Annotated in this window: 23 protein-coding genes and 3 pseudogenes; 17 read left to right on the top strand and 9 right to left on the bottom strand. The window is 58.8% G+C overall.

Annotated elements, in window-relative coordinates:
- Nucleotides 1–29 precede the first annotated feature (29 nt).
- Nucleotides 30–2,900 (bottom strand): EAL domain-containing protein, encoded by a 2,871-nt coding sequence (locus tag BLQ41_RS05125; protein ID WP_090177771.1) that lies wholly within the window; start codon nucleotides 2,898–2,900, stop codon nucleotides 30–32.
- A gap of 258 nt (nucleotides 2,901–3,158) precedes the next feature.
- On the opposite strand from BLQ41_RS05125, the gene uvrD reads away from it, so the two are divergent.
- The 4 genes from uvrD to BLQ41_RS05105 all read left to right on the top strand — a co-directional run bounded on the left by uvrD (nucleotide 3,159) and on the right by BLQ41_RS05105 (nucleotide 7,522).
- On the top strand, nucleotides 3,159–5,342 hold the full coding sequence (gene uvrD / locus BLQ41_RS05120; RefSeq protein ID WP_090177767.1) for a DNA helicase II: 2,184 nt from the start codon (nucleotides 3,159–3,161) through the stop codon (nucleotides 5,340–5,342).
- Nucleotides 5,343–5,483: 141 nt separating this feature from the next.
- Nucleotides 5,484–5,924 (top strand): EamA family transporter, encoded by a 441-nt coding sequence (locus BLQ41_RS05115; protein ID WP_090177764.1) that lies wholly within the window; start codon nucleotides 5,484–5,486, stop codon nucleotides 5,922–5,924.
- Between the two features lie 179 nt (nucleotides 5,925–6,103).
- Nucleotides 6,104–6,976, top strand: coding sequence for a Tim44 domain-containing protein (locus BLQ41_RS05110; RefSeq protein WP_090177761.1), 873 nt, complete (start codon nucleotides 6,104–6,106; stop codon nucleotides 6,974–6,976).
- A gap of 138 nt (nucleotides 6,977–7,114) precedes the next feature.
- A complete protein-coding gene (locus BLQ41_RS05105) occupies nucleotides 7,115–7,522 on the top strand; it encodes an SMI1/KNR4 family protein (protein ID WP_007943369.1) in 408 nt (135 codons plus the stop codon).
- A gap of 18 nt (nucleotides 7,523–7,540) precedes the next feature.
- Here the strand turns inward: BLQ41_RS05105 and BLQ41_RS05100 are convergent, their stop codons facing one another.
- Nucleotides 7,541–9,304 (bottom strand): cation:proton antiporter, encoded by a 1,764-nt coding sequence (locus BLQ41_RS05100; protein ID WP_090177758.1) that lies wholly within the window; start codon nucleotides 9,302–9,304, stop codon nucleotides 7,541–7,543.
- 202 nt (nucleotides 9,305–9,506) lie between these two features.
- Here BLQ41_RS05100 and BLQ41_RS05095 point away from each other — a divergent pair, with 202 nt between their 5' ends.
- Nucleotides 9,507–9,989, top strand: a complete 483-nt coding sequence (locus tag BLQ41_RS05095) for an acyl-CoA thioesterase (RefSeq protein ID WP_090177756.1) — start codon at nucleotides 9,507–9,509, stop codon at nucleotides 9,987–9,989.
- Between the two features lie 98 nt (nucleotides 9,990–10,087).
- Here the strand turns inward: BLQ41_RS05095 and pdxY are convergent, their stop codons facing one another.
- Nucleotides 10,088–10,960, bottom strand: coding sequence for a pyridoxal kinase PdxY (gene pdxY, locus BLQ41_RS05090; RefSeq protein ID WP_090177753.1), 873 nt, complete (start codon nucleotides 10,958–10,960; stop codon nucleotides 10,088–10,090).
- A 120-nt stretch (nucleotides 10,961–11,080) separates the two neighbouring features.
- Here pdxY and BLQ41_RS05085 point away from each other — a divergent pair, with 120 nt between their 5' ends.
- On the top strand, nucleotides 11,081–11,494 hold the full coding sequence (locus tag BLQ41_RS05085) for a DUF3301 domain-containing protein (RefSeq protein ID WP_090177750.1): 414 nt from the start codon (nucleotides 11,081–11,083) through the stop codon (nucleotides 11,492–11,494).
- Here BLQ41_RS05085 and BLQ41_RS05080 read toward each other — a convergent pair.
- The gene (locus BLQ41_RS05080) at nucleotides 11,491–12,456 is read right to left on the bottom strand and encodes a CobW family GTP-binding protein (RefSeq protein WP_090177747.1); all 966 of its coding nucleotides are present in this window, start codon (nucleotides 12,454–12,456) and stop codon (nucleotides 11,491–11,493) included. The two genes, BLQ41_RS05085 and BLQ41_RS05080, sit on opposite strands and share 4 nt — an antisense overlap.
- A 27-nt stretch (nucleotides 12,457–12,483) precedes the next feature.
- On the opposite strand from BLQ41_RS05080, the gene BLQ41_RS05075 reads away from it, so the two are divergent.
- Nucleotides 12,484–12,840, top strand: a complete 357-nt coding sequence (locus tag BLQ41_RS05075) for an NADH:ubiquinone oxidoreductase (protein WP_090177744.1) — start codon at nucleotides 12,484–12,486, stop codon at nucleotides 12,838–12,840.
- Nucleotides 12,841–12,844: 4 nt separating this feature from the next.
- Here the strand turns inward: BLQ41_RS05075 and BLQ41_RS05070 are convergent, their stop codons facing one another.
- The gene (locus BLQ41_RS05070; protein ID WP_090177742.1) at nucleotides 12,845–13,495 is read right to left on the bottom strand and encodes a DUF1826 domain-containing protein; all 651 of its coding nucleotides are present in this window, start codon (nucleotides 13,493–13,495) and stop codon (nucleotides 12,845–12,847) included.
- Entirely contained in the window at nucleotides 13,495–14,703 is a 1,209-nt protein-coding gene (gene zigA / locus BLQ41_RS05065; RefSeq protein ID WP_090177739.1) for a zinc metallochaperone GTPase ZigA, read from the bottom strand. Before zigA ends, BLQ41_RS05070 begins: the two co-directional genes overlap by 1 nt.
- Nucleotides 14,704–14,847: 144 nt before the next feature.
- Here zigA and BLQ41_RS05060 point away from each other — a divergent pair, with 144 nt between their 5' ends.
- A complete protein-coding gene (locus BLQ41_RS05060) occupies nucleotides 14,848–15,225 on the top strand; it encodes a glutamine synthetase (protein WP_090177736.1) in 378 nt (125 codons plus the stop codon).
- Here the strand turns inward: BLQ41_RS05060 and BLQ41_RS05055 are convergent.
- Nucleotides 15,222–16,418, bottom strand: a complete 1,197-nt coding sequence (locus tag BLQ41_RS05055) for an N-acetylmuramoyl-L-alanine amidase (protein WP_090177733.1) — start codon at nucleotides 16,416–16,418, stop codon at nucleotides 15,222–15,224. The genes BLQ41_RS05060 and BLQ41_RS05055 overlap by 4 nt on opposite strands.
- A gap of 86 nt (nucleotides 16,419–16,504) precedes the next feature.
- Here BLQ41_RS05055 and folE2 point away from each other — a divergent pair, with 86 nt between their 5' ends.
- The 8 genes and pseudogenes from folE2 (at nucleotide 16,505) to BLQ41_RS05020 (ending at nucleotide 21,341) form a co-directional block, all read left to right on the top strand.
- Nucleotides 16,505–17,401, top strand: coding sequence for a GTP cyclohydrolase FolE2 (folE2, locus tag BLQ41_RS05050; RefSeq protein WP_090177729.1), 897 nt, complete (start codon nucleotides 16,505–16,507; stop codon nucleotides 17,399–17,401).
- Complete coding sequence (locus BLQ41_RS05045; RefSeq protein ID WP_090177727.1) at nucleotides 17,398–18,066, top strand: metal ABC transporter ATP-binding protein; 669 nt, start codon at nucleotides 17,398–17,400, stop codon at nucleotides 18,064–18,066. The genes folE2 and BLQ41_RS05045 overlap by 4 nt, the downstream gene beginning before the upstream one ends.
- Nucleotides 18,066–18,932, top strand: coding sequence for a metal ABC transporter permease (locus BLQ41_RS05040; protein WP_090177724.1), 867 nt, complete (start codon nucleotides 18,066–18,068; stop codon nucleotides 18,930–18,932). Before BLQ41_RS05045 ends, BLQ41_RS05040 begins: the two co-directional genes overlap by 1 nt.
- An 11-nt stretch (nucleotides 18,933–18,943) precedes the next feature.
- Nucleotides 18,944–19,819 (top strand): metal ABC transporter substrate-binding protein, encoded by an 876-nt coding sequence (locus tag BLQ41_RS05035; protein ID WP_090177722.1) that lies wholly within the window; start codon nucleotides 18,944–18,946, stop codon nucleotides 19,817–19,819.
- Nucleotides 19,816–19,893, top strand: a pseudogene (locus BLQ41_RS31335) (carbonate dehydratase); the annotation flags it as partial. The gene BLQ41_RS05035 and the pseudogene BLQ41_RS31335, both read left to right, overlap by 4 nt.
- A gap of 13 nt (nucleotides 19,894–19,906) precedes the next feature.
- Nucleotides 19,907–20,005: pseudogene (locus tag BLQ41_RS31330) on the top strand (carbonate dehydratase); the annotation flags it as partial.
- Nucleotides 20,006–20,072: 67 nt separating this feature from the next.
- Nucleotides 20,073–20,387: pseudogene (locus BLQ41_RS30820) on the top strand (dihydroorotase); the annotation flags it as partial.
- 51 nt (nucleotides 20,388–20,438) lie between these two features.
- Nucleotides 20,439–21,341, top strand: a complete 903-nt coding sequence (locus BLQ41_RS05020; RefSeq protein ID WP_090188379.1) for a His/Gly/Thr/Pro-type tRNA ligase C-terminal domain-containing protein — start codon at nucleotides 20,439–20,441, stop codon at nucleotides 21,339–21,341.
- A gap of 63 nt (nucleotides 21,342–21,404) precedes the next feature.
- Here the strand turns inward: BLQ41_RS05020 and BLQ41_RS05015 are convergent, their stop codons facing one another.
- The gene (locus tag BLQ41_RS05015) at nucleotides 21,405–21,926 is read right to left on the bottom strand and encodes a DUF3617 domain-containing protein (RefSeq protein ID WP_090177719.1); all 522 of its coding nucleotides are present in this window, start codon (nucleotides 21,924–21,926) and stop codon (nucleotides 21,405–21,407) included.
- 131 nt (nucleotides 21,927–22,057) lie between these two features.
- Between BLQ41_RS05015 and cls the strand changes: the two genes are divergently transcribed.
- A complete protein-coding gene (cls, locus tag BLQ41_RS05010) occupies nucleotides 22,058–23,497 on the top strand; it encodes a cardiolipin synthase (RefSeq protein WP_090177716.1) in 1,440 nt (479 codons plus the stop codon).
- On the opposite strand, the gene cfaB is transcribed toward cls, so the two are convergent.
- Nucleotides 23,494–24,678, bottom strand: coding sequence for a C17 cyclopropane fatty acid synthase CfaB (gene cfaB, locus BLQ41_RS05005; protein WP_090177713.1), 1,185 nt, complete (start codon nucleotides 24,676–24,678; stop codon nucleotides 23,494–23,496). The genes cls and cfaB overlap by 4 nt on opposite strands.
- Nucleotides 24,679–24,687: the final 9 nt, after the last annotated feature.

Here is a 24,687-nt window from a genome sequence, read left to right as displayed (position 1 = left end):
CGGGACCCTTTAGCAGTTGCCGCAAGCTCTTACAGTGCCGTGTCGTGGCGCAACAGTGCGGCCAAGTCATCAGCCTCCACCGGGCGGCTGATCAAATAGCCCTGCACTTCATCACAGCGCTCGGCTTTTAAAAATTCCAGCTGCTCTGCCCGCTCCACGCCCTCAGCCACGACCTTCAGTGACAAGCCATGCGCCATGGCGATGATTGCCCGAGTGATCGCAGCATCTTCGCTGCCCTGCCCCAGACCGCGAATAAACGCCTGATCGATCTTCACGTAATCCACCGGAATGCGTTTGAGGTAACTCAGGGATGAATACCCGGTGCCGAAATCGTCGATCGCCAGTTTCACGCCCAGGTCACGCAACTGCTGGAACGTCGCAATGATGTGTTCGACGCTGTCGAGCAACTGGCTTTCGGTCAGTTCGAGCTCCAGGCAGTGCGGCGCCAGACCGGTTTCTTCCAGTACCTGCCGCACCAGGCTGACCAACTTGCCTTGGCGCAATTGATGCACCGACAAATTGACCGACACGCGAATCGGCTCAAGCCCCTGGCGCTGCCATTCGCAGGCCTGCCAACAGGCTTGGCGCAAGACGAACTCGCCAATCGAACCGATCAACCCGGTTTCCTCGGCCAGACCGATGAACTCCCCCGGCGGTATGCGGCCCATGGTCGGGTGATCCCAACGCACCAGCGCTTCCGCGGCATTCAGCCGGCCCGTGGCGAGGCAGAGCTTTGGCTGGTAATAGACTTGCAGCTGCTTTTCTTCGATGGCTTTGCGCAGCTGGTTTTCCAGCTGCAGGCGTTCGAGCGTACTGGCCTGCAGGCTTTCGGTATAGAACTGGAAGTTGTTGCCGCCCAAGTGCTTGGCATGTTGCATGGCTATGTTGGATTGGCTGACCAGCGCAGAAATTTCCCGGGCGTTGTCCGGCAACATGCTGATGCCCATGGACGCGCTAACCACCAATTCATGCCCGTCGACGGTGATCGGCAAACGCAATTTGGCGGACAAGCGGGTCGCCACTCGCGCCAGGCTCGACAGGTTGCCGTAGGCATCAAATAGCACCGCAAACTCGTCGCCGGACAGCCGGGCGATGGTGTCCGCTTCTGGTAGTGCATTGATCAGTCGACGGGCCATTTTTTGCAGGAGCTGGTCGGCGACTTCATGGCCCAGACTGGCGTTGAGCAGCTTGAAACGATCCAGATTGATGTGCAGCAGTGCCAGACTTCGACGTCCGCCCTGTCGCACCCGCTGATGAGCGTCTCGCAGCCGTTCACGGAACAACGAACGGTTGGCCAGGCCGGTCAGTTCGTCGTAGTGAGTCAGGTAGCGCATGCGCTCTTCGGATTCGCGCCGGGCAGACAGATCAGCGAAGAAGCCTACAATATGACTTACATTTCCCCGAGCATCTCGCACAGCGTTCAGTTGTAGCCACTGCGGGTAAAGCTCGCCGTTTTTGCGCGTCTCCACCAACTCACCCTGCCAGGTGCCGTGCTGCTCCAGTGCCTGACGGATTGCGCCATAGTGCCGGCGGGCATCCCGACTGCACGGTAACTCGACAACATTACGTCCGAGCATGTCTTCGATGTCATAACCGGTGACACGGCTGAAGGCCTGGTTAATCGCGATCAACGCGTAATTGGGGTCGAAAATCACGATGCCTTCGCTGGCCGCCTCGAACACTGTCGCCGCCAATTGACGCTGTTCTTCCTGCCCCTTGCTCGCGCTGATGTCGCGGCGGGTACCGACCATGCGGATCACCCGACCGTTTTCGCTGCGCTCAACCGCACGACCCCGGTCTTCGATCCAGACCCAGTGGCCGTCGCCATGCCGAACGCGGTATTCGATCTGGTAATCCTCGCTGCGACCCTTCAAATGCTCGACCAGCGCACGTCGAAGCGACGGCAAGTCTTCAGGATGAAGGCGCGGCTTGAGGTGACTGAGCATCGCAGTCACAAACTCCGGTGCCAGGCCAAACAACTCCTGAAGCTGGGTGTGATGGACTTCATCGGTTTGCAGGTTCCAGTCCCACAACCCCAGTTCACTGGCCTTCAGCGCCAGGGCCAGCCGTGCTTCGCTCTTGCTCAAGGCCTGGTTGGCAGCGTCCAGTTCAAGGCTGCGCTGGGCAACGCGGTTTTCCAGGTCGACCTGGGCTTCGCGCAATTTGTCCTCGGCACACCGACGCTGATCAATTTCTTTGGCCAATTCATGATTGAGCTGGTCTCCGCAGCTCTGGGCATGCTGCAAGTGTTCGATCAAGGCTTGATTCTGGAAGCGTCGCAGCAAACCGTTGTCGATCAGTCGATTGACCTGCCAGGCAACCACGCTCAGCGCCCCCAACAATATCAACCCGAACCAGCCCCATCCGTACGCCTGCTCATCGCCGCCCCAGAACAGGTAGGCGATGGCCGGCAATAGACAAGGCAAGGTAAAGGACAGGAACGCCGGAAGGCTGACCGCATAGGCAACGCTGGCCGACAGCGCGGCAGCGCCGATCAGGCCGAACACCCAGGCTTGCTGGATAAAATTGTCAGCGGGCACCAAGGCGATACCGGCGCCGGCCAGGGTCAGGCCCGTCATGGCGGACCCCAGCAGGAACATGCGCCCCCAGACGGGATGCGCCTGACGGTTGGGAATGGCCGAATCAAAGGCGGCGACTTGAATCACGCGCAAGGCCACCAGCGATAACAGCCAGACCAACCAGACACTGACCAGGAAGTAACGCTGCGGACTCCAGAGCAAGCCAGCGCAAACCAGACCATTGATCAGCATGAACAGCGTAGGCAGCAGGGAGCCTTGGTAGAGCAGACGTGTGCGCTCGACCGCCATCTCCATGGCGTACTGTTTACGGATAACCCGGGGCTCCACAGAAGGGCCCGACAGGTCAGAGCTGAGGGTCATAGGCAATGTTCTTGTTCTTATAATGATGAGCATGAGCCCGAAACGTGCACGGAGCATACACAAGCCAATGCCCTTACCAAACAGCTCCGGATCATAAATTCGACAAAATTTCAGCCCCCCGTCGCCCTCTGAAAACCCTTGAAGCGAGCCCCGCCAACGCTTGCAGCGAGTGACCGACCGGTCGTCATCCATGCTTCTTTCATCGGCTAATGCAAAGCTCGGTTTGCCCGGTGTGACGTCGCACCCTAGAATGCCCCGATGCGCGATGATCTCTCCCTTCTGCTGAACTCCCTCAACGATGCCCAACGCCAGGCTGTAGCTGCCTCCGTGGGTCGTCAGTTGGTCCTGGCCGGTGCTGGTTCCGGTAAAACCCGAGTGCTGGTGCACCGTATCGCCTGGTTGATCCAGGTCGAGAACGCTTCGCCCCACTCGATCCTGTCGGTGACCTTCACCAATAAGGCCGCTGCCGAGATGCGTCATCGCATCGAGCAGTTGATGGGTATCAACCCGGCCGGCATGTGGGTCGGCACCTTCCACGGCTTGGCGCACCGCCTGTTGCGGGCGCATTGGCAGGAAGCCGGCCTGAGCCAGACGTTCCAGATTCTGGACAGTGATGACCAGCAACGGCTGGTCAAGCGGGTGATCCGCGAACTGGGCCTGGACGAACAACGCTGGCCGGCCCGTCAGGCCCAGTGGTTCATCAACGGACAGAAAGACGAAGGTCTGCGTCCGCAACACATTCAAGCCAGCGGCGACTTGTTCCTGGCGACCATGCGCAGCATCTATGAGGCCTATGAGGCCGCGTGCCTGCGTGCGGGCGTGATCGATTTCTCCGAACTGCTGCTGCGCGCCCTCGACTTGTGGCGCGATCACCCAGGGTTGCTGGCCCATTACCAGAAGCGCTTCCGGCACATTCTGGTGGATGAGTTCCAGGACACCAACGCCGTGCAGTACGCCTGGTTGCGCCTGCTGGCCAAGGGCGGCGACAGCCTGATGGTCGTGGGCGACGACGATCAGTCGATCTACGGCTGGCGTGGCGCGAAGATCGAGAACATCTATCAGTATTCCGACGATTTCCCGGATGCCGAGACCATTCGTCTGGAGCAGAACTACCGCTCCACCGCCGGCATCCTCAAGGCTGCCAACGCCCTGATCGCCAATAACACCGGGCGCATGGGCAAAGAGCTGTGGACCGATGGCGGCGAAGGCGAAGCGATCAATTTGTACGCCGCATTCAACGAACATGACGAAGCACGCTATGTGGTGGAAACCATTGAAAGCGCGCTGAAAACCGGCTTGGCTCGCAGCGATATCGCGATTTTGTACCGCTCCAACGCCCAATCGCGCGTTTTGGAAGAAGCCTTGCTGCGCGAGCGCATTCCGTACCGCATCTATGGCGGTCAGCGCTTCTTCGAACGCGCGGAAATCAAGAACGCCATGGCTTACCTGCGTTTGCTCGAAGGCCGTGGCAACGATGCGGCGCTGGAGCGGGTGATTAACGTTCCGGCTCGCGGCATCGGTGAAAAAACCGTTGAAGCGATTCGCGATCATGCGCGCCACAGCGATGTGTCGATGTGGGAAGCCATGCGCTTGCTGGTCGCCAATAAAGGCCTGACCGGGCGAGCAGCTGGCGCGCTTGGGGCTTTTATCGAGCTGATCGAGAACCTCGCCGCCAAATGCATGGACATGCCGCTGCACTTGATGACCCAGACGGTCATCGAACAGTCCGGGTTGATTGCCTACCACGAAGCGGAAAAAGGCGAGAAAGGCCAGGCCCGGGTAGAAAACCTTGAGGAGCTGGTCAGCGCCGCTCGTAACTTCGAAAATGCTGAAGAAGACGAAGACTTGTCGCCATTGGCGGCGTTCCTCGGTCACGCGTCGCTGGAGGCCGGAGACACTCAGGCCGATGAGCATGAAGACAGCATTCAGCTGATGACCTTGCACAGTGCCAAAGGGCTGGAATTCCCTTACGTATTCCTGGTGGGCATGGAAGAAGGCCTGTTCCCGCACAAGATGAGCCTGGAAGAGCCCGGCCGTCTTGAGGAAGAACGTCGCTTGGCCTACGTCGGCATCACCCGGGCAATGCAGAACCTGGTGATGACCTATGCTGAAACCCGACGCCTGTACGGCAGCGAGACCTACAACAAAGTCTCGCGTTTCGTCCGTGAAGTGCCCAAGGGCCTGATTCAGGAAGTGCGGCTGTCCAACAGCGTCAGCCGTCCGTTCGGTGGCGGTCAGCAACAGAGTTCCAGCAGCCTGTTTGGCGGTAGCGAAATTCCGGACACCGGGTTCAGCCTCGGTCAGGCCGTACGGCATTCGGTGTTTGGCGACGGCGTGATCCTGAACTTCGAAGGCGCAGGGGCTCAGGCCCGGGTGCAGGTGAACTTCAGTGAGGGCAGCAAGTGGCTGATGCTGGGTTACGCGAAGCTGGAAGCTATTTAAGGCTATCTAATAGCTGATCGTTCCCACGCTCTGCGTGGGAATGCATCCCGTGACGCTCCGCGTCACAGTGGGACGCAGAGCGTCCATGGCGGCGTTACCACGCAGAGCGTGGGAACGATCTATCTACAAAGGCGCGACAACATGGGCTCCGGCTTCTTTTCTTCCTGGACATTCTGGGCCCTGATGTCGGCGGCGTTCGCCGCAATGACCGCCCTTTTCGCCAAGATCGGCATCGAAAACGTCAATTCCGACTTCGCCACCCTGCTGCGTACCATAGTGGTACTCGTCAGCCTGGCCTTGATTTTGTACGCCACGGGCCAATATCAATCATTAGGATCGATCTCGGCCAGGAGCTACCTGTTTCTGCTGCTTTCGGGATTGGCCACCGGCGCCTCGTGGATCTGCTATTTCCGCGCGCTGAAAGTCGGACCGGCCTCTTTGGTCGCGCCGGTGGACAAGCTCAGCGTGGTGCTGGTGGCGGTGCTTAGCGTGGTCCTGCTGGGCGAAAAACTCGACCTGCGCCAATGGGGTGGTATCGGCTTGATTACAGCCGGTGTGGTCATGCTGGCGCTGCGACGCTAGGCATTCGTCCTACAGAAACTATCCACTCATCCTACGAACTAAAGTTAACAGGCCTTATTGCGCTGACCAAAGCTGAACCCAAGCTGTCAGGCAAAAGCCCGAAACACTCTGCCGCTAGCCAGTTACACATTCGCTGTGCAACATGGCGCGCGTGCCATCCACAAATGGGAATTCCCTTTATGAAACGTTTTCTTAGCATCGCCATGGCGTTGTGCATCGGCCTGACGATGAGCCTCGACGCCAACGCCAAGCGCTTTGGTGGCGGCAAAAGCGTCGGCGCCGCGCCGACCCACCAAACCAGCCAAATGGCGCCTTCTTCTGCTGCCGGTGGCGCTGCGGCGACCGCGGGTGCTGCCGGTGCCGCTGGCGCTGCAGCCAAGGCCGGCGGTGCTTCGCGCTGGCTCGGCCCTCTGGCCGGTATCGCAGCCGGCGGCCTGCTGGCCTCCATGTTCATGGGCGGCGGCTTCCAGGGCATGCAGATCTTCGACATCCTGATCATGGCGGTCATCGCCTTCCTGATCTTCCGCTTCATCGCCGCCCGTCGTCGCAAGCAACAGGAGCACATGGCTCCGGCTGGCCACGCACCGATGCAGCGTGAAGTGTTCGAGAACAAGCCTGCTGGCGGTTCGATCTTCGGTGGCTCGCCAGCACCCGCCGCCGCTCGTCCGGTAATCAACGCTCCAGCCTGGTTCAATGAACAGAACTTCATTGAAGCGGCCCGCAACCACTTCCAGTCCCTGCAACAGCACTGGGACGCCAACGAAATGGACAAGATCGCCGAGTTCGTGACCCCGCAAATGCTGGAGTTCCTCAAACGCGAACGTGCGGACCTGGGCGACGGCTTCCAGTCGACCTACATCGATAACCTCCATGTACAACTGGATGGTGTGGATGACCGTGCGGACAAGACCATCGCCACCCTGACCTTCAGCGGTGTGTCGAAAACTTCGCGCTTCGACCAGGGCGAAGTGTTCAGCGAAAGCTGGAACATGGAACGTCCGCAAGGCGAGAACCAGCCTTGGCTGGTGGCTGGTATCCGCCAGAACGGCTGATAACCTCCGCGTTAAACAAGCAGTAAAAAAAACCCCGGACTTGTCCGGGGTTTTCTATTTCGCGGTTGCATCTATAGCGAGCTACTGTATAAACCGCCCCATATAAACACCGCGCCATCAAGCAAGAGGATCCCGGACGTGGAAGAAATTATCGAACAACTGCGTGAAGCCAACGAACCGGTACCGGTCCCCTTGGAATTGCCAGACGAAGACCAGATCGTGGAAATCGAGGAACAACTGTTCATCGACATCCCGTTTGTCTTCAGAGAATTCTTGCTGACCGTCAGCGACGTGGTCTACGGCAGCCTGGAGCCGGTGACTGTCACCGACCCGCAATCCCACACCTACCTGCCGGACGTTGCCGCCAACGCTTGGGATGCAGGTGTAGACCGCAGCATGATCCCGATCTGCCAGGACGGTGACGATTATTACCTCGTCGAAGAAGACGGCACCGTGGTGCTGTGGCAGGCCGAAGAAGAGCTGATCGCTGAAGAAACCTGGGAGTCGGTGTGGCACTGGGCGCGGGACGTCTGGCTGGAAAGCTGAGTAACAAGCGGCGCAGGGTCAATGCCCGGATGAATCCTTGTGGTTGTCCAGGGTTTCGAGCAAGGCCACCTGCATGCGCGTGTGCACGCGAATGAACCAGCGCCAGAGCAAGGCCGCCACGGCGGCCGCGACCACGGCGATCAATACCAGCAACTTGTTGGTCGGCAAAATACTGGCCGACAAGGCTGCCAGCAGCAGGAAGATCACCAGCAGCGAGAGGATCGGGATCACTTCCGCGATCACCCGCCGCACTCGCTGCGTATGGCGGCCGGCCATGTCCGGCTTCACGCCCATCTCCGCCAACAACATCGACAGCGCCTTGAGCTTGCGATAGGCGGCGATCAGGAACGGCAGCGACACCAGCAACGCCCCACCCCAGATCAACGCCTTCTGCCAGCTCGAATCGCTGATCCAGTCTTGCAGGTAAGTGGACATGCGTTCGGCGAAGAACGCGCCCGAAAAGAAGATCGCAATCACCAGCGCCAGATTGACCCCCACCTGCAACAGAATCCGCCGAATCATCGACGCCAGCAGCGCGCCCTCGCCCTGAGGCTGGATGCTGCGCAACCACTCGCCATACATTCCCAACACTCGGCCCAGTCGCTGCGGCATTACTGCGGCAAGCCTGATCGACAGCGGATCAGCCGCGCGGATCAGATACGGCGTCAGCAACGTGGTAATCACCGACACCGCCACGGCAACCGGGTAAAGGAAGTTGCTGGTGACCTGCAGGGTCATGCCCAGCGCAGCGATGATGAAGGAGAATTCGCCAATCTGTGAAAGCCCCATCCCGACCCGTAGAGAGGTGCGTCCGTCATTGCCGGCGATAAAGGCGCCAAGACCGCAGGACAGCATCTTGCCCAATACCACCGCCACGGTGATCACGGCGATTGGCCAGGCGTATTGCAGCAGGATCATCGGATCAAGCATCAGTCCGATGGCGACAAAGAAAATCGCACTGAACAAGTCGCGAACCGGCTCGATCAATCGCTCAATTTTCAGCAATTGGCGGGACTCGGCCATGATCGCACCAATGAGAAACGCCCCCAGGACCATGCTGTATTCGAGCTTCACCACCAGCAGGCAGAAGCCGAAACACAGCCCAAGGACCGTGATCAGCAGCATTTCGTTACTGTCGAACTTCGCCACGTAAGCCAGCAGACGAGGCACCAGCAGGATGCCGATCACCAGTGCAACGATCATGAACAGCGAGAGCTTGCCCACCGTGGAAAACACTTCGCCGGAGCTGACCGTGCCGCTGACGGCGATGCTCGACAGCAAGGCTATGATGCCGATGCCGAGGATGTCCTCGACGATCAGCACGCCGAAGATCAACTGCGCAAAACGCTCGTTTTTCATCTTCAGGTCGTTGAGCGCCTTGACGATGATGGTGGTCGAGGAAATTGCCAGGATCGCGCCCAGGAACAATGAATCCATGGTGTTCCAGTCGAACCAACGGCCGATTTCGTAACCGATCCAGATCATCAGCACGATTTCGAGGAACGCCGCGATAAACGCCGTGGCGCCGACCTTGAACAGCTTTCGCAGACTGAACTCCAGGCCCAGGCAGAACATCAGGAAAATCACCCCGAGTTCGGCGAGGGTCTTGATGGTTTCTTCGTCGTGAATCAGGCCGAACGGCGGTGTGTGCGGACCTATGATGAAGCCGGCAACGATGTAGCCCAACACCACCGGCTGCTTGAACCGATGGAACAGTACGGTCACCACCCCCGCGACCAACATGATCACTGCCAGATCCTGAATAAAACTGATGGCATGCATGGTGTGGGCTCCTTGAGGTGGACTTTTGGAGGGTAACACCGCGACTTCCGCCAGAAAGGCGGTGCAATATATGGAAACAGATCGATCCGGCGTGACGGCAATCACCCGCCCGGCGTCCCGATAACTGTGGTTTGAAAAAACCTACCAGGCCCCCATAGAGGCGCCGCCCTTCCGAAATTCTGCCTTGAACCGTGAGAACGCTATGGAACCCGGAAACGCCCAGCTGTCGATGACGGTATTGATGACCCCTGACATGGCCAACTTCTCTGGCAATGTCCACGGCGGCACCCTGCTCAAATACCTCGACGAAGTGGCCTACGCCTGCGCCAGCCGTTATGCCGGCCGCTACGTGGTGACCTTGTCGGTGGACCAGGTGATTTTCCGCGAGCCGATTCATGTCGGCGAATTGGTGACCTTTCTGGCATCGGTCAACTACACCGGCAACACGTCCATGGAAGTGGGCATCAAGGTGGTGACGGAGAACATTCGCGAGCGCTCGGTGCGCCACACCAACAGCTGTTTCTTCACCATGGTGGCGGTGGATGACGACCGTAAACCGGCTTCAGTGCCGCCGCTGCAGCCACAGAACAGCGAAGACAAGCGACGCTTCATCCAGGCCCAGCAGCGCCGCCAGATTCGTCAGGAACTGGAAAAGCGCTATCAGGAAATCAAGGGCGACATCTGAGCCGTTCAGGCAGTTTGATTGTGTTATTTAGATAGTCATTCGCGAGCAATTCGGATCGGCGCCCCGATCCGGCTTGCTCGTGGATGGCTTGACGCGAATCAGAGGCTGATCGCGGTCGCTTCGAACTTGACCCGTGGATGCGCAATCCGGTCCTGCGCGCGCACCAGCTCCAGCTCATAGCTGGAACACGCCTGGGTTTCCAGCAGCACTTCATGCACCGCAGCCGCAGTGAACTCGAAGGCCGCCAACAGACTGTCGCCTAACAGCACGCGGGCCAGAAACAGACCGGACGTCAGATCGCCAACGCCCACCGGTTGTCGCGGAAACGCCAACAGCGGGCGGCGAAGGTGCCAGCTGCCTTCTGCCGTCACCAGCAACATCTCAAAGCCATCCGCCGGTTTACCGGGATAGTCCAGATGCTTGACCAAGATAGCCTTCGGTCCGCGTGCCAGGAGCGCTCGCGCCATCGCCAGACAATCGAACAGTGACTGCGGCTTGCGCCCCGAGAAGCTATCCAGCTCCAGCTGATTCGGGCACATGAAGTCCGCCACCGACGCCGCTTCCTCCAGCAGGAAATCACTGACCTCGGCCGGCACACTGCAACCCTTCTCCGGATGGCCCATGACCGGGTCGCACATATACAGCGCCTTGGGGTTCACTGACTTGATCCGCGCTACGCCGGTCAGGATCGCCCGGCCCTGGGCGGCACTGCCGAGGTAACCGGACAGCACTGCATCGCAATTGCCCAGCTCGCCAATCGCTGCGATGCCTTCGATCAAATCGGGAATCTGGTGCGGTGCCAGCACTTCGCCGGTCCATTGCCCATACTGGGTGTGGTTGGAGAACTGCACCGTGTTGAGCGGCCAGACGTTTACCCCGACCCGCTGCATCGGGAAGACCGCAGCGCTGTTGCCAGCGTGACCAAACACCACGTGGGACTGAATGGCGAGCAGATGGGGCGTACGTTTCATGCGGTGATTTTTCCGTCAAACGATTGAAATTCGAGCTGCGCAGTATGCGACTAAACGCAGCCTGTACGACAGACCGGCGACACAGTTAAGCTGGCACTACCTTGTTGGAGCAACCCGTTGATGCTGACCCTCGGAAATATCTTCGTGCTGATGCTGCTCGCCACCGGTGGCGCTTGGCTGTGGCACAACCACGGCCTGCGCGAGCGCGCGTTGGAGCGGGTCAAGCAGCATTGCGCCAAGCTCGGTATCGAGCTGCTGGACGGCAACGTCGCCTTGAAAAAAATCGCGTTCATCAAAGACGCCAACGGCCGTCGACGTCTGGCTCGCGTGTATAACTTTGAGTTCACCGTGACCGGCGAAACCCGTCACAACGGCACCATCACCCAATTCGGCGCCCACAGCGCACAGATCGAACTGGCGCCCTACCCGATGCCCTTTGATGACACGCCAGCGGTGGTCGATGTGGTGAAGCCGCGCGCTGAAGTGATCGAGATGAGCCAGTGGCGCCAGGAACACACCAAATGGCGTCCTTAAACCGACCGACAGTCGGCCAGGGCGTTTTGCAGTGAATCAATGTCCTGCGGCTCACTGAAAATCAATTCGATGCGCGAATCCTGACGCCATTCGCTGGGTTGCCATTGCAATGGCGAGTTATCCAACGCATTGGCCGACACCCAGCCATCGACGCGGTGGATTATCAGCTTGGCCCGCCGCCAGGCAAGACTGTTAAGCCATTTCACAACGAGCCCGGCATCGAACGTCTGGCTCGGATGCCAGCGCCAACCAATGCTCCAGATGCCTTCCTGTTGCTGGCTCAAGCATATCGGCAGCGCTGGATCGGTCCAGATCGCCGGCATCTGCGCCAATCCTTTGGGCACGATGAAGTTATCCACACCCGCCACCGCCTGAACCCTGTAACCCGGCAATTTGTTCAACGGCAATTGAGCCAGCTGCGTCCAATACACGTTGCGATCAGGCAACTGCTCGGCGATTCGCTGACGATCATTGCCGTCCAGGCCTTCAGCCTTGTTCAGCAACAACAAACCAGCGCTACTCAGCGCGGCCTGTTGCGATTCCGGCAGCGGTTTGCCAACGGCAAGGGCTTGGGCATCCAGCACCAGAACACTGGGCTGAACCGCCAACACGCCCGCCCATGGAGCTTCACTCAACTGGCGAAGCAACTGCGCCGGATGGCCCAGGCCTGAAGGTTCGATGAACAGCCGATCCGGCCGCGCCTTGCGCAACAACCGCCCGAGTCCGATCTGAAACGGCGCACCGTTCACGCAACACAAACAGCCGCCGGCCACTTCGCCCAGTGCGATACCATCGGCATCCTGGGTCAGCAGCGCAGCGTCGAGGCCGATCTGGCCGAACTCATTGATCAACACCGCCCAGCGTTCACCGATCGGCCGCTGTAGCATCAGGTGCTTGATCAGGCTGGTCTTGCCGGCACCCAAAGGGCCAGCAATGACGTGAGTGGGAATGTTCTGCAACATGGTCGACATTTTCTTGGGAGGTAATGGATGCGGTTGACGGGATTATCGTTGCTCTTGGCTCTCTGTTCCGGCGAGGCACTGGCGCAGGCTTGCGTAGTACATAGCACAGCCGAACGACTCGACGTGAAAGTCTGCCAGCAGAACCGCAACATCCCGGAAAAGCTCTTCGCGGACGGTTTCTGCCAGCCAAACCTCCCAGGTCAGAAAGTCGAGGTGCAGTACGTTGACCAATGCCCCACCGGCGCTTTTGGCGTGTGCAGCAACGCTCAAGTCGCCAATATGCCTTACCGGCAGGATATTCACTATTACGGCGTGGCCACCGACACAGCGTATTTGAAGCCGTTTTGCGAAGCCCAGAGCCAGGGCACTTGGCTCAAGCCCTGAGGCGTTAGGCCAACCAGTCCAGGGTCAGCATCAACCGCCGTGCTCCTGGTGGCAGTTGCGGCGAGCGGTGGATCAAACCAAACCCTTCGTTGCCATGCCACTTCTCCCCTTTGAGCAGCGCGACTTCACCGCTGCCGATGTGTTCGATCAGCGAATCTTGAAGGGGCTCAGCGTCTGGCGTGCCTAAAAATCGTCGATCCATCACCCCTTCTTTCAGCCACTGACTGCCAACGCCAGCGTAGGTGCTGATCAACCGCACCGGCACATGATCGACGTGGAAACGCGGGCACATGGCCTTATCCAGAACCCGCACACGCAAGCCAATGCGCTTGGCGCCCAACAGGCAAGAGAACGCGCTGACCAGCCAGGACACGTCGGCGACGAAACCCTCATACCCCTCCAGGTCGCTGAAACCTGAGGCCAGGCCATGCAGATTGGGCTCGGTGTCATCGTCGGGCATGTCCAGCACCAGCGACTCGGCCAGCGGCTCGTTCAAGGACAGCAGCAAGCGCACAAAATCGCCAATGTGCACGGGGAGCTGGCGTTTCCAGACGGCGAGATTGACGCCGTCCTCAAGAATTCGGGTCAGTGTTTGCGGCGTCTCACCCTGAACCTGTTGAACGATCGTTTGCCGCTTCGGACTGGGCGCCAACATCAGGCCGCCGCCTCTTCGTGCCACGGGCCGAACGGATCGGCCAGTAAACGCCAGCCTTCGACGCCCAAGGCCATTTCATCGTCAGTCAGCAGGCAGTTATCGAGCTCGACGGTCAGTTGCGCGAAGTCGATGTTCTGGCCGATGAAAACCAATTCCTGACGGCAGTCGCCGGTGGCGGCGGTCCAGTTTTGCATGATCGCGGCGGTGCTTTCTTCGTCCTGCGGCCACTGGTTTTTCGGCACGAAACGCCACCAGCGCCCGGCGAAACCATGGCGCATCAAACCGCCGGCCTGGGACCAACTACCAGCGTCCATGTGCTTGCTGGCCAGCCAGAAGAAACCTTTGGAACGCAGCAATTTGCCATTCACCCACGGACGGTCGATGAAGCTGAAAAAACGCTGCGGATGAAACGGTCGACGCGCGCGATAGGCCGTCGAGGCGATACCATATTCCTCGGTTTCCGGCACATGTTCGCCCCGCAACTCTTGCAACCAGCCGGGTGCGAGAGCGGCCTTGTCAAAATCGAAGCGGCCGGTGTTGAGGATTTTTTCGAGAGGAATCTCGCCCATGACCATCGGAATGATTTCGGCCTGGGCATTGAGACGCTCAAGGATTGCGATCAACTCCAGACGCTCGCTGCTGCTGATCAAATCGATCTTGCTGATGAGGATCACATCGGCGAATTCAATCTGCTCGATCAGCAAGTCTGTGATCGACCGGTCATCTTCTTCGCCCAACGTTTCACCACGGGAAGCGAGGCTTTCAGCGGCCTGATAGTCGAGTAGGAAGTTCATGCCGTCTACCACGGTGACCATAGTGTCCAGGCGCGCGATGTCAGCGAGGCTTTGCCCCTCCTCGTCCCGAAATGTGAAGGTTTCCGCCACGGGCAGCGGTTCGGAAATGCCGGTAGATTCGATCAACAGGTAATCAAAGCGGCCGTCCCGGGCGAGTTTGCTGACTTCTTCGAGCAAGTCCTCGCGCAAGGTGCAGCAAATACAGCCGTTGCTCATCTCGACGAGTTTTTCCTCGGCGCGGTTCAGGCTGACATCGCGCTGGACTTCGCTGCCATCGATATTGATCTCGCTCATATCGTTGACGATCACGGCAACGCGCAAGTGTTCGCGGTTACGCAGTACGTAATTGAGCAGCGTGCTTTTACCAGCACCGAGAAAGCCCGACAGGACGGTGACGGGGAGACGATTGGGCATCAGGGATTCCTCACGAGGGATGCCCGGTCGCGGTGGCGGGCTTAATTTGATGTTATAGTATAACAACACAATTTAGCCACTCCCCTCTTGCTCATGACGATAAAGGGACCGATGCTGAAGCCCGTTTGGCCCGAGGGAAATCCTATGCGTATCGCCCTGAAACTGGCGCTGCTGAGCGCTGCGTCGCTGCTGACTATGAATGCCTGGGCGCAAATCCCGAGCCTGGCCAAATGCACCCGAAGCGCCAACTTGCTCGTCTGTGCAGATGCCGATGGCAACGCCTATAGCGTCAACACGGTTGGCAGCACGATCTACCTGCGAGGCTTCGAAAAAACCGGTAAACGTTATTGGGCGCAGACCAACAGCCGCTACGGGCAACTGACATTTTTCACCGGTATCGCTTCCGACGGCGAAGCCTGGGTCGGCTACAACCGCCGGGTTGGCTGGACCACGATCAATCGCTTCTCCAGTTCCGGCGGCAGCAGCGCCAAATTCACCTGTAGCCGGATTGCCGGTTGTTAGGCCTGTAGTTTTTTCTGCGATTGTTGCCAGGCGATATAGCTGTCGGTCGGTGGATTCTTCTGGAAGTAGCGCTGCAAGCCTTCGAACAGGCCGTCCGCTACCGCCTGCTGATGACGCGCGGTAACCAGTCGCTGGCTGTCGCGAGCGTTTGAAATGAAGCCGGTTTCCACCAGGATCGACGGCACATCCGGCGACTTCAATACGGCGAATCCCGCCTGTTCCACGCGTTTCTGATGCAGCGTGGTGATGCCCGCCAAACTGCCAAGGACGGTGCTGCCCAGTTGCAAACTCGCAGCGATGGTGGCGTTCATCGACATGTCGAGAATCACCCCGGCAAGCATCGGGTCCTTGTCCTTGAGATTGAGCAAACGGGTGGCGCCCAGCAGGTCTGCGCCGTTCTCTCGCTGCGCCATGAAACGTGCAGTGGCCGAGGTGGCACCGCCTTCAGACAAGCAATACACCGAAGCGCCTGAAGCAGTTAGACGCGGCGCCGCGTCCGCGTGTACCGAGATAAACATATCGGCGTTGTGCCGACGGGCAATCTCTACACGTTTGCGCAACGGAACGAAGAAGTCGTCGTTGCGCACCAACTTCACGTCGAAACCCTTCTCGCGCTTAAGCCTTTTGGCCAAGAGCTGTGCGATGGACAGCACCACGTCTTTCTCGCGCTCGCCTTTTGCGCCGACCGCGCCAGGGTCTTTGCCACCGTGGCCAGGATCGACCACCACGATGATGTCGCGTTTTGGGTGAGCCTTGTCGAGGCTCTGCCGTGGCGCCGAGGCGATTTGTAATGGCGCAACCGTCTTCAGATCGAGCACCAACCGGTGACCCTGCCCATCCTGTGGCGGCAGAAGAAAACTGTCGAGCTGCACCGGACCGCCAAGGTCGAGCACGATCCGCGTATCTCCTTGGCCAAAATGCCCGGAGCGGATCGAGCGAATCACCGTGTTGTCGACTGCCAACTGACTGAAGTCGCCGCTGAGACTGGCCCCGCTCAAGTCGATGATCAGCCGCTCAGGCGCACTCAGGGAAAACGTTTTGTAGTGCACCGGCCCACTCAGATCAAACACCAATCGCAGCTTGTCATCCGAGCGCCAGAGTCGCGCATTGCGAATCTGCGTGGCCGAAACGCCAAACGGTAAGGCGAAGGCCGCACTGGCCAGAATCCAGTTGAGCAAGTGACGTCTGTGCATGCTGAAGACTCGTTCATGAAAAAGGCGTAGTCGAATTTAATGTAATAACATAACATGCAAATTCAACTTCCACGATGGACCTGCTCATGAACGCGCTGACTCTGCCGGATATCGCCACGCAGGCCTCACGCCAAGCCCTGCCGCTCGATTGGGTGGGTATGTGCGGCATTGCTCTTCCTGTTTTGTTCGATAGCCAAAGGCTGAGTGCAAAGGCTGACGCTGGCGTGAGTCTTGACGATGGCGAGGCGCGTGGCATTCATATGTCGCGGCTATATTTGGCGCTGGAAATGCTCGAGCACGAAACCATGACTCCCGCTCTATTACGGCGAGTCTTGCAACGTTTTCTCGACAGCCATGAAGGACTGTCGCGCAGCGCGTACCTAAAAATTCACACCGACTTGCTGCTCAAAAGACCGGCGCTGATCAGCCCATTGGCTGGCTGGAAAACCTATCCCGTGAGCATTGAAGCGCGTTTGAAAAACGCGATGTTCCACGTGGAACTAAAAATCGATGTTCCATATTCCTCGACTTGCCCGTGCTCCGCAGCCCTTTCGCGGCAGTTGATTCAGCAGCAATTCGTCGATGACTTTGCCAATAGATCCCTGCAGCACGCTGAGGTGTTGGCTTGGCTTGGTTCCACAAAGGGCATCGTTGCAACGCCTCATAGCCAGCGGAGCACCGCTCATTTGTGCTTGCGTCTGGATGATTATCTGGATGACTTTCCACTAATCGCGTTCATCAACGACGCAGAGGCAGCGCTCGGGACCGCCGTGCAAACCGCAGTTAAACGCGCCGATGAGCAGGCCTTTGCTTTGGCGAATGGGCAGAATCTGATGTTCTGCGAAGACGCCGTTCGGCGTTTGAATTTGGCCATGAAACGCTCTCCAGGCCTCAATGCTTTCCACCTGCGCGTCGTTCACGCCGAAAGCCTGCATGCTCACGATGCCGTCGCCGAAAGCCGATGGAACTGGGAGGCAGCATGATCCATTGCCAAGCGCTGCGTTGGGGCGCACCTGGTCAGCCACTGACGCCCGCCGTGGATTTTGAATTGCCGAAGGGCAGCCTGACCGCCGTGATCGGCGCCAACGGTTCGGGTAAAAGCAGTTTGTTGAAAGTCATCGCGGGGCTGCAAAAACCGCTGACCGGAAAGGTCATCCTTGATTTTCCACGCAAGGGTTCGCTCTCCTTCCTGCCTCAGCAACAACATCTGGACCGGCAATTTCCGATCAGCCTCCAAGCGTTGGTTGCCGCCGGTTTTTGGGGCAGCAAGCAATCGCCAGAGATACGCCGCGATCGCCTTAAAGCCGTACTGGAGGATTGGTGCCTCACAGGATTGGAGCAACGCCCGCTGATGGCACTCTCCGGCGGCGAATTGCAGCGCGCCCTGCTCGCCCGTCTGAGCCTCGCCGAAGCGCCAGTTCTATTACTCGATGAGCCCCATGCCGCGCTTGATGAACTGGGTCAGTCGCTGCTCTGGAAACACCTTCACGCCTGGCACGCCGAAGGCCGAACCTTGGTGGTTGTGTGTCATGACCTGGCCGCCGTTCGCCAGCACATGCCCCAAACGTTATTGATCAAAAGCAGCGGCTGCGTCCTTGGCCCGAGCACTGAGCTGATTCGCCAGCAACCGCACACGCAGGTGGCCTGATGCTCGCTGTCGCTCAACTCTGGCAACCGTTCCACGAATTCGTGTTCATGCGCCGGGCGCTGCTCGGCGGATTGGTTTTAGCCTGCAGCACGGCACCGCTGGGGGTATTCCTGATCCTGCGCCGCATGAGCCTGATCGGCGATGCTGTCGCTCACGGCATCCTGCCTGGCGCAGCACTCGGCTTCTGGTTCGCCGGATTGAGTCTGCCGGCACTGACCCTCGGCGGTCTTGGGGCAGGTCTGAGCATGGCCGGCATCGCAGCCTGGATTACCCGCCGGACCGGTTTGCGCGAAGACGCAAGCCTCGCCGCCATCTACCCGATATCCCTCGCGGGCGGCGTGTTGATCCTCGGTATCGCTGGCAAGCGCCTGGACCTTCTCCACCTGCTATTTGGCTCGGCACTGGCAGTCGACGGACCGACATTGACAGGAATGCTATGGGTCTCGGGCTTCAGCCTGATCGCCATGGCCTGCATCTACAAACCCCTGTTACTGGACACCCTCGACCCACTCTTCCTACAAACCGTCAGCCGCCTCGGCCCATTGGCACACGGCGTATTTCTGACCTTGGTGGTGCTTAACCTGGTGATCGGATTCCAGGCCATCGGCGCACTGATGGTCGTCGGTTTGATGATGTTGCCCGCCGCCGCATCGCGTTTCTGCAGCCGCCGATTGCCGGTGTTGATGGGGATTTCTGCCCTGCTCGGCTGCCTCTCGGTGTGGCTCGGATTACTGCTGTCGTTCTACTACTCACTGCCCAGCGGTCCGGCCATTGTCTTGGTGGCGGGCAGTTTGTATGTGCTCTGCGTGGTGTTCGGACCGGTACACGGTTTGCTGCGCCGCCCACCTTTGTTCACATCCCAATGAGGTGTTTCCCGATGCGCGCTCTACTCGTGCTGTTCAGTCTGATGCTGTCGATGTCATTGTCGGCGGCGGAAAAACTACAGGTGGTTACTAGCTTCAGCATCCTCGCCGACATGACGCATCAGGTCGGCGGCGACCATATTCAGATCACCAATATGGTCGGTCCCGACGCCGATGCCCACACGTACGAACCGACTCCGGACGACGCCAAGGCATTGCTCAACGCCAAGCTGATCATCAAGAACGGTTTGGGTTTCGAGCCCTGGTTGGACCGACTGGTGACCAGCACCGAGACCAAGGCGCCCGTGATCAGCGCCAGCCACGGCGTCATCCCGCGTTCCCTGGACGAGGACGGAGAGACAGTGCCGGACCCTCATGCCTGGCACAACCTGGCCAATACCGAGCTGTACATCAGCAACATTTCCAAAGCGCTGATCGCGGCTGACCCGGCGAACAAAGCTGACTACGAGCGCAACAGCCAGGCTTACTTGAAACAGATCTACGCGCTGCTTGCCCAAGCCAAGGCCAAGCTCGGTTCACTGCCACCGGGCAACCGCAAGATCGTCACCTCCCATGACGCCTTCGGCTACCTCGGTCAGGCTTACGGCATCGACTTCATGGCGCCGCAAGGTCTGTCCACCGAACGTGAACCTTCGGCCACCGAAGTCGCTGCGCTGATCACTCAAATTCGCCAGGCCAAGGTCAAAGCCGTGTTCATGGAGAACATCAAGGACGCGCGCCTGCTCAAACAAATAGCCGACGAAAGCGGTGCGCACATCGGTGGCACGTTGTACTCCGATGCCTTGGCGGCGACCGGTCCGGCCAGCACCTTCGCCGGCCTGTTCCAATACAACCTCAATACCCTGTACGACGCGTTGAGCAAGCCATGATTCGCAAGAATCCATCGGGTGATTTACCGCTGATCGCCGAGTCGGCGTACGTGGATAAAACCGCAATTATTTGCACCTGTCGCAGCTCCCCCGGTGAGCGTCAGCGCCTCGGAGTTTTCCGAGGACGTGGCCCGCACCAACGTCGACCTGGTGCGCGGCTACAAAGCCCTGCAGAACGAGTTCTGATCATGAGCAGCGTGTTGATTCGAAATGCCAGACTGGTGAATGAAGGTCGTGAATCTGAAGGGGATTTGCCTTGCCCGCGCTCTTGGAACTGGTGGAAGATGAAATCCGATAACCACCCTCGTGGCCAAGACCAGTCACCGCGTGGCAGATCTGTTCGCCATTTGCGACCGGGGTTATCTTCGAGAAAGCTACCGGGCCGACCTTGTCCTGATCAAACCCGAGCCGCGCAGCTTTTTCCGTTTGCAGACAACCGGTCATGTCTCAATGCAACTGGACACCCTTCGCCGGACAGTTTTTCCGTAACAGCGTCAGCACCACGATCGTATCGGGGCGAATTGCCTGGCACGACAAACGTCTAAATGACAGCTGTCAGGGTTTACCCCCTACGGTTCATGCGCTAACACACGTTTCTTTTGTCCTCGAGTGCACCGACATGATCCACATCACCCTGAGCGACGGTTCATTGCGTGAATACGACCAACCCTTGTCGGTGTATGAATTCGCCGCGAGCATCGGTGCGGGCTTGGCTAAAGCAGCTGTGGCCGGTCGGGTCGACGGGGTGTTGGTGGACTGCAGGTTCATGATCGAGGCTGACGCCCGCGTGAGCATTGTCACGCCTCAAGAGCCTGATGGGCTGGAGATATTGAGGCGCTCCTGCGCGCTGATGCTGGCGATGTCCATCAGACAACTCTATCCAAAGGCGCAATTGCAGACCGGAGCGGCACTGGGTGACGGTTTTTTTTATGAGTTTACGTTTAAGCGTCCCTTAGACCTGTTCGACCTGGCGTGTATCGAAGCGCGCATGAAGATCCTGGCAGCAACCAATCATTCAATCCGGTGCCGCAATCCATCATCCCGGTCCATGCTCACTGAGACCTCCGCGTACCTTATTGGGGACTTCGAGTGCGTGTCAGTGGGCCCGCATGTGCCAGCAACCCGAGTGTTGCAGGCATTCGCCCTCGACCACATCAGCGGAACTGCACCGCAGCGGATCTATGGCACTTGCTGGTCCTGCCAACAAGAACTCGAAGACTGGTTGGCGCCGCCACACGTCATTATCGTCAACATGGATGATCGTCAGGCCGATTATGCGCAATCGGTGACCGAGACCTTGCGTCGAAGCGGTGTGCGCGCTCGTGCGGACTTACGCAACGAAAAGGTTCGCCACAAGATACGCGAGCACAGTCAGCAGGTGCCGTATCTGGTGGTGATCGGGGAAAAAGAAAAAACAGGCGGGTTTGTCAGTGTGCGCAGCCGAACGGGGGAGGATTTCGGCAGGATGGCCGTTGAGGTGGTGTGTGACTGGCTGAGGTCGACAGGCATTGCGGGCACTTGAACCAGCTCGCCCCCTTCAGATACATACCATCTCTGTGGGAGCGAGCCTGCTCGCGATGCTCTTTTAAGCTCTAGGCTTAACGGTCCCGCAATCCTGCCCCAACCAGACAGCACGGGTATCGAGACTGCCCTTCTGCTGTATGCCGGTAGCGTTGAATGTGCCGTTGACCTTGGTGGTGAACTCACGGTCACTGAGGAAAGTCGCTACACCGGCACCCTGCGCTTTCGGACAACTGAAACGGAATTTCCACTGATTGCCGGTACGGTCAGTTATTTCCTGCTTGCAACCCGATTGCGGATCAGTCAACGGAATATTGTCTGACTTCACCTGCTCTGGCGTCAGGCAAGCCCGAATCCCCTTGCCGCCCATGGTGATGCCCTGCTTCTCCAGCTGCGCGCGCTGTTGCGGGGTCATCTGGCCCTGCAATTGGCCGAGGATCAGCTGCAAGTCAGGCAGGTTCTGGTCATCGACCTTCATGTTGCTCGTGGTCAGCTCCCACAAACCTGGCTGCAGCATCTGTGCCTGAGCGGCCACGGGGAGTGCTAAACCAAAAGCCAAGGCCAAACCCAGCAGACGAACGTTCATCGAGTAACTCCTGATCAGTAGTGGCCGTTAGACGTCAGCCATTGGCTTCGGTTCATGCGCCAATTAAATAGCGACATTCTGCACGGAACATGGTCTGTTAAGCATTGAATATTCAGGAGCAAGGCTGCCCCATGGATTACTTTGGACCGCACATTTTCGGCTACATGATTGCACTGCTTCACACGCTGGGCCTGATCGCTGCCATTCACGCCGTGCTCACCGTCCGGACCGCCCAGGGATCTATCGCCTGGGCCCTGTCGTTGATATTCATTCCTTACCTGACGCTGGTTCCGTATCTGGTCTTCGGCCGCAGCACCTTCGATGGTTACATCAAGGCCCGGCGGCAGGCCAACGAGGAAATGCGCAAAGCCATCTCCGAACTCAACTGGCGTCCGTGGGTGGAAGAAGCGCTGACCGCCCGTGCCTCAAGTGCTTACGCATCCTTGAGAGCGATGCCGAAATTAGGGCGCATGCCGTGCCTGGCAAACAACGAAGTGCAATTGCTGATCAATGGCCAAGCCACTTTTGACGGGATTTTCGCAGCCATCGACAACGCAAAGGAAGCGGTGCTGATTCAGTTTTTCATCATTCACGACGACCGCCTCGGCCAACGCCTGCAAAATCTGCTGATCAAGAAAGCGGCTGAAGGCGTGGCGGTTTATCTGTTGTACGACCGCATTGGCAGCCATTCCTTGCCCCACAGTTACGTGCAACCGTTGCGCGATGCAGGCGTCGAGGTCAAAGCCTTTGCCACCCGCAGTGGCTGGCTCAACCGCTTTCAGGTCAACTTCCGCAACCACCGCAAGATCGTCGTGGTGGACGGTGTACTGGGGTTCGTTGGCGGGCATAACGTCGGCGACGAATACATGGGCGAGAAACCACCGCTGGCGCCCTGGCGCGATACCCACGTGCGCGTGCGCGGGCCGGTGGTAGCTTGTATGCAGGAGTCGTTCGCTGAAGACTGGTTCTGGGCGGCGCGTTCATTGCCACCGCTGATCCTGCCGGACGCCTACCCGGACGACGGCGTGCTCTGCCAATTACTGGCAAGTGGCCCGGCCGATTCCTACGAAACCTGTTCGTTGTTCTTCGTCGAAGCCATCCATGCGGCGACAGAGCGGATATGGATCACCAGCCCGTATTTCATCCCCGACGAAGCCGTGTTTGCCGCTTTGAGACTGGCAGTTTTGCGAGGTGTGGATGTGCGGCTGTTACTGCCGTCACGGCCGGATCATCGCATCGTCTATGCGGCCTCTAGCCTGTATGCCTTCGAAGCCGTGCGTGCAGGGGTACGGGTTTTTCGCTATCAGCCGGGATTTTTGCATCAGAAGGTGGTGTTGATCGACAGCGAAATCAGCGCCATTGGCAGTGCCAATCTGGACAACCGATCGTTCCGCCTGAATTTCGAAGTGATGCTGCTGACCGTCGACAGCGTGTTTGCCGCCGAGGTGGAACAGATGCTTAACGACGACTTTGCCCAGGCTCATGAAATCGCCAAAGAAGAAAGCCGGGAGACCCATCGCCTGCAACACGTTGGCATGCGGGTCGCCCGGCTTATTTCGCCGATTCTCTAAAGGTAGATGTCGTCGCGAGTCCACGGCAGTTCATGACTGCCATCTGGATGAGCTTTCACCGCGAGAATCTGGTGCAGATTGATCCAACCCCTGGCGAACGCATAGGCGCATCCCGCCAGGTACAAGCGCCAGATCCGCAATGCCTGTTCAGGGACCAGTTTGGAAGCTGCTTCCAGGTTGTCTTCCAGGCGTTCGCTCCAGTGGTCCAGAGTGCGCGCGTAATGCAGACGCAGACTCTCGACGTCGACGATTTCCAGCCCCGCTTCGCTGATCTCTGCGGAGATCATCGACAGGTGCGGCAGCTCGCCGTTGGGGAACACGTACTTCTCGATGAAATCTCCGGCACCGCGTCCTACCGGGCGCCCATCAGTGTGCTTGGCGGTGATCCCGTGGTTCATCACCAGCCCGCCTTCTTTCACCGCACCGAACAACGTTTTGCAATACTCAGCCAGGTTCGCGTGACCGACGTGTTCGAACATGCCGACGCTGACCACCTTGTCGAAGCGACCATCCTGAGGCAGATCACGGTAATCGAGCAGCTGCAGTTCCACCAGATCGTCCAGGCCTTCAGCGGTCACCCTTTCACGGGCGAGAGCCAGTTGCTCTTTACTGAGGGTTATCCCAAACACTTTCGCGCCGAACTCACGGGCCGCATAGCGTGCCAGGCCACCCCAACCGCAACCGACATCCAGCAGGTAGTCGCCTGGCTGCAGCCGTAGCTTGCGGCACAGATGACGGAATTTCGCTTGCTGGGCTTGCTCCAGGTTTTCACTGCCAGTCTCGAAGTACGCGCAGGAATACGCCATGTCGCTGTCGAGCCACAACTGATAAAACGCATTGGAGAGGTCGTAGTGGTAGGAAATGGCCTTGGCGTCAGTTTCCTTGTCGTGAACAGTGCGCACAGGCTGGCTGTCCCCGTCCTCGCTGAGTAACGCTTGGCTCCATTCATCACAGACGCGAATCACGTCGCTGATTGAGCCTTCGAGCTCGAGTTTGCCTTCGACAAACGCCGCTCCGAGCGCGTCCAGGCTTGGATGAGTGAACTGGGTAACCATTTGTGGGTCCTTGACCACAATTGTGACGCTGGGCGTCGGCCCCAGATTGAATTCATGGCCGTCCCAGAGTCGCAGGCGTAACGGTAGCTGCAGATTCTGTAAGGCCGGTGGAAGTTGCGCGAGCATGGATAATCC

Origin of the sequence: Pseudomonas arsenicoxydans, from assembly GCF_900103875.1 — a bacterium.
Taxonomy (GTDB): domain Bacteria; phylum Pseudomonadota; class Gammaproteobacteria; order Pseudomonadales; family Pseudomonadaceae; genus Aquipseudomonas; species Aquipseudomonas arsenicoxydans.
This window is presented reverse-complemented; position numbering and strand designations above follow the sequence as displayed.

Bases quoted from the DNA above. Each gene is read 5' to 3' on its own strand.
- BLQ41_RS05095 (WP_090177756.1), top strand. From the start codon at position 9,507: ATGGAACCCGGAAACGCCCAGCTGTCGATGACGGTATTGATGACCCCT.
- BLQ41_RS05125 (WP_090177771.1), bottom strand. From the start codon at position 2,900: ATGACCCTCAGCTCTGACCTGTCGGGCCCTTCTGTGGAGCCCCGGGTT.
- BLQ41_RS05085 (WP_090177750.1), top strand. From the start codon at position 11,081: ATGCTGACCCTCGGAAATATCTTCGTGCTGATGCTGCTCGCCACCGGT.
- BLQ41_RS05055 (WP_090177733.1), bottom strand. From the start codon at position 16,418: ATGCACAGACGTCACTTGCTCAACTGGATTCTGGCCAGTGCGGCCTTC.
- cfaB (WP_090177713.1), bottom strand. From the start codon at position 24,678: ATGCTCGCGCAACTTCCACCGGCCTTACAGAATCTGCAGCTACCGTTA.
- folE2 (WP_090177729.1), top strand. From the start codon at position 16,505: ATGAACGCGCTGACTCTGCCGGATATCGCCACGCAGGCCTCACGCCAA.
- BLQ41_RS05075 (WP_090177744.1), top strand. From the start codon at position 12,484: ATGCGGTTGACGGGATTATCGTTGCTCTTGGCTCTCTGTTCCGGCGAG.
- zigA (WP_090177739.1), bottom strand. From the start codon at position 14,703: ATGCCCAATCGTCTCCCCGTCACCGTCCTGTCGGGCTTTCTCGGTGCT.
- BLQ41_RS05060 (WP_090177736.1), top strand. From the start codon at position 14,848: ATGCGTATCGCCCTGAAACTGGCGCTGCTGAGCGCTGCGTCGCTGCTG.
- pdxY (WP_090177753.1), bottom strand. From the start codon at position 10,960: ATGAAACGTACGCCCCATCTGCTCGCCATTCAGTCCCACGTGGTGTTT.
- BLQ41_RS05080 (WP_090177747.1), bottom strand. From the start codon at position 12,456: ATGTTGCAGAACATTCCCACTCACGTCATTGCTGGCCCTTTGGGTGCC.
- BLQ41_RS05070 (WP_090177742.1), bottom strand. From the start codon at position 13,495: ATGTTGGCGCCCAGTCCGAAGCGGCAAACGATCGTTCAACAGGTTCAG.
- BLQ41_RS05035 (WP_090177722.1), top strand. From the start codon at position 18,944: ATGCGCGCTCTACTCGTGCTGTTCAGTCTGATGCTGTCGATGTCATTG.
- uvrD (WP_090177767.1), top strand. From the start codon at position 3,159: ATGCGCGATGATCTCTCCCTTCTGCTGAACTCCCTCAACGATGCCCAA.
- BLQ41_RS05015 (WP_090177719.1), bottom strand. From the start codon at position 21,926: ATGAACGTTCGTCTGCTGGGTTTGGCCTTGGCTTTTGGTTTAGCACTC.
- BLQ41_RS05115 (WP_090177764.1), top strand. From the start codon at position 5,484: ATGGGCTCCGGCTTCTTTTCTTCCTGGACATTCTGGGCCCTGATGTCG.
- BLQ41_RS05110 (WP_090177761.1), top strand. From the start codon at position 6,104: ATGAAACGTTTTCTTAGCATCGCCATGGCGTTGTGCATCGGCCTGACG.
- BLQ41_RS05045 (WP_090177727.1), top strand. From the start codon at position 17,398: ATGATCCATTGCCAAGCGCTGCGTTGGGGCGCACCTGGTCAGCCACTG.
- BLQ41_RS05020 (WP_090188379.1), top strand. From the start codon at position 20,439: ATGATCCACATCACCCTGAGCGACGGTTCATTGCGTGAATACGACCAA.
- BLQ41_RS05100 (WP_090177758.1), bottom strand. From the start codon at position 9,304: ATGCATGCCATCAGTTTTATTCAGGATCTGGCAGTGATCATGTTGGTC.
- cls (WP_090177716.1), top strand. From the start codon at position 22,058: ATGGATTACTTTGGACCGCACATTTTCGGCTACATGATTGCACTGCTT.
- BLQ41_RS05040 (WP_090177724.1), top strand. From the start codon at position 18,066: ATGCTCGCTGTCGCTCAACTCTGGCAACCGTTCCACGAATTCGTGTTC.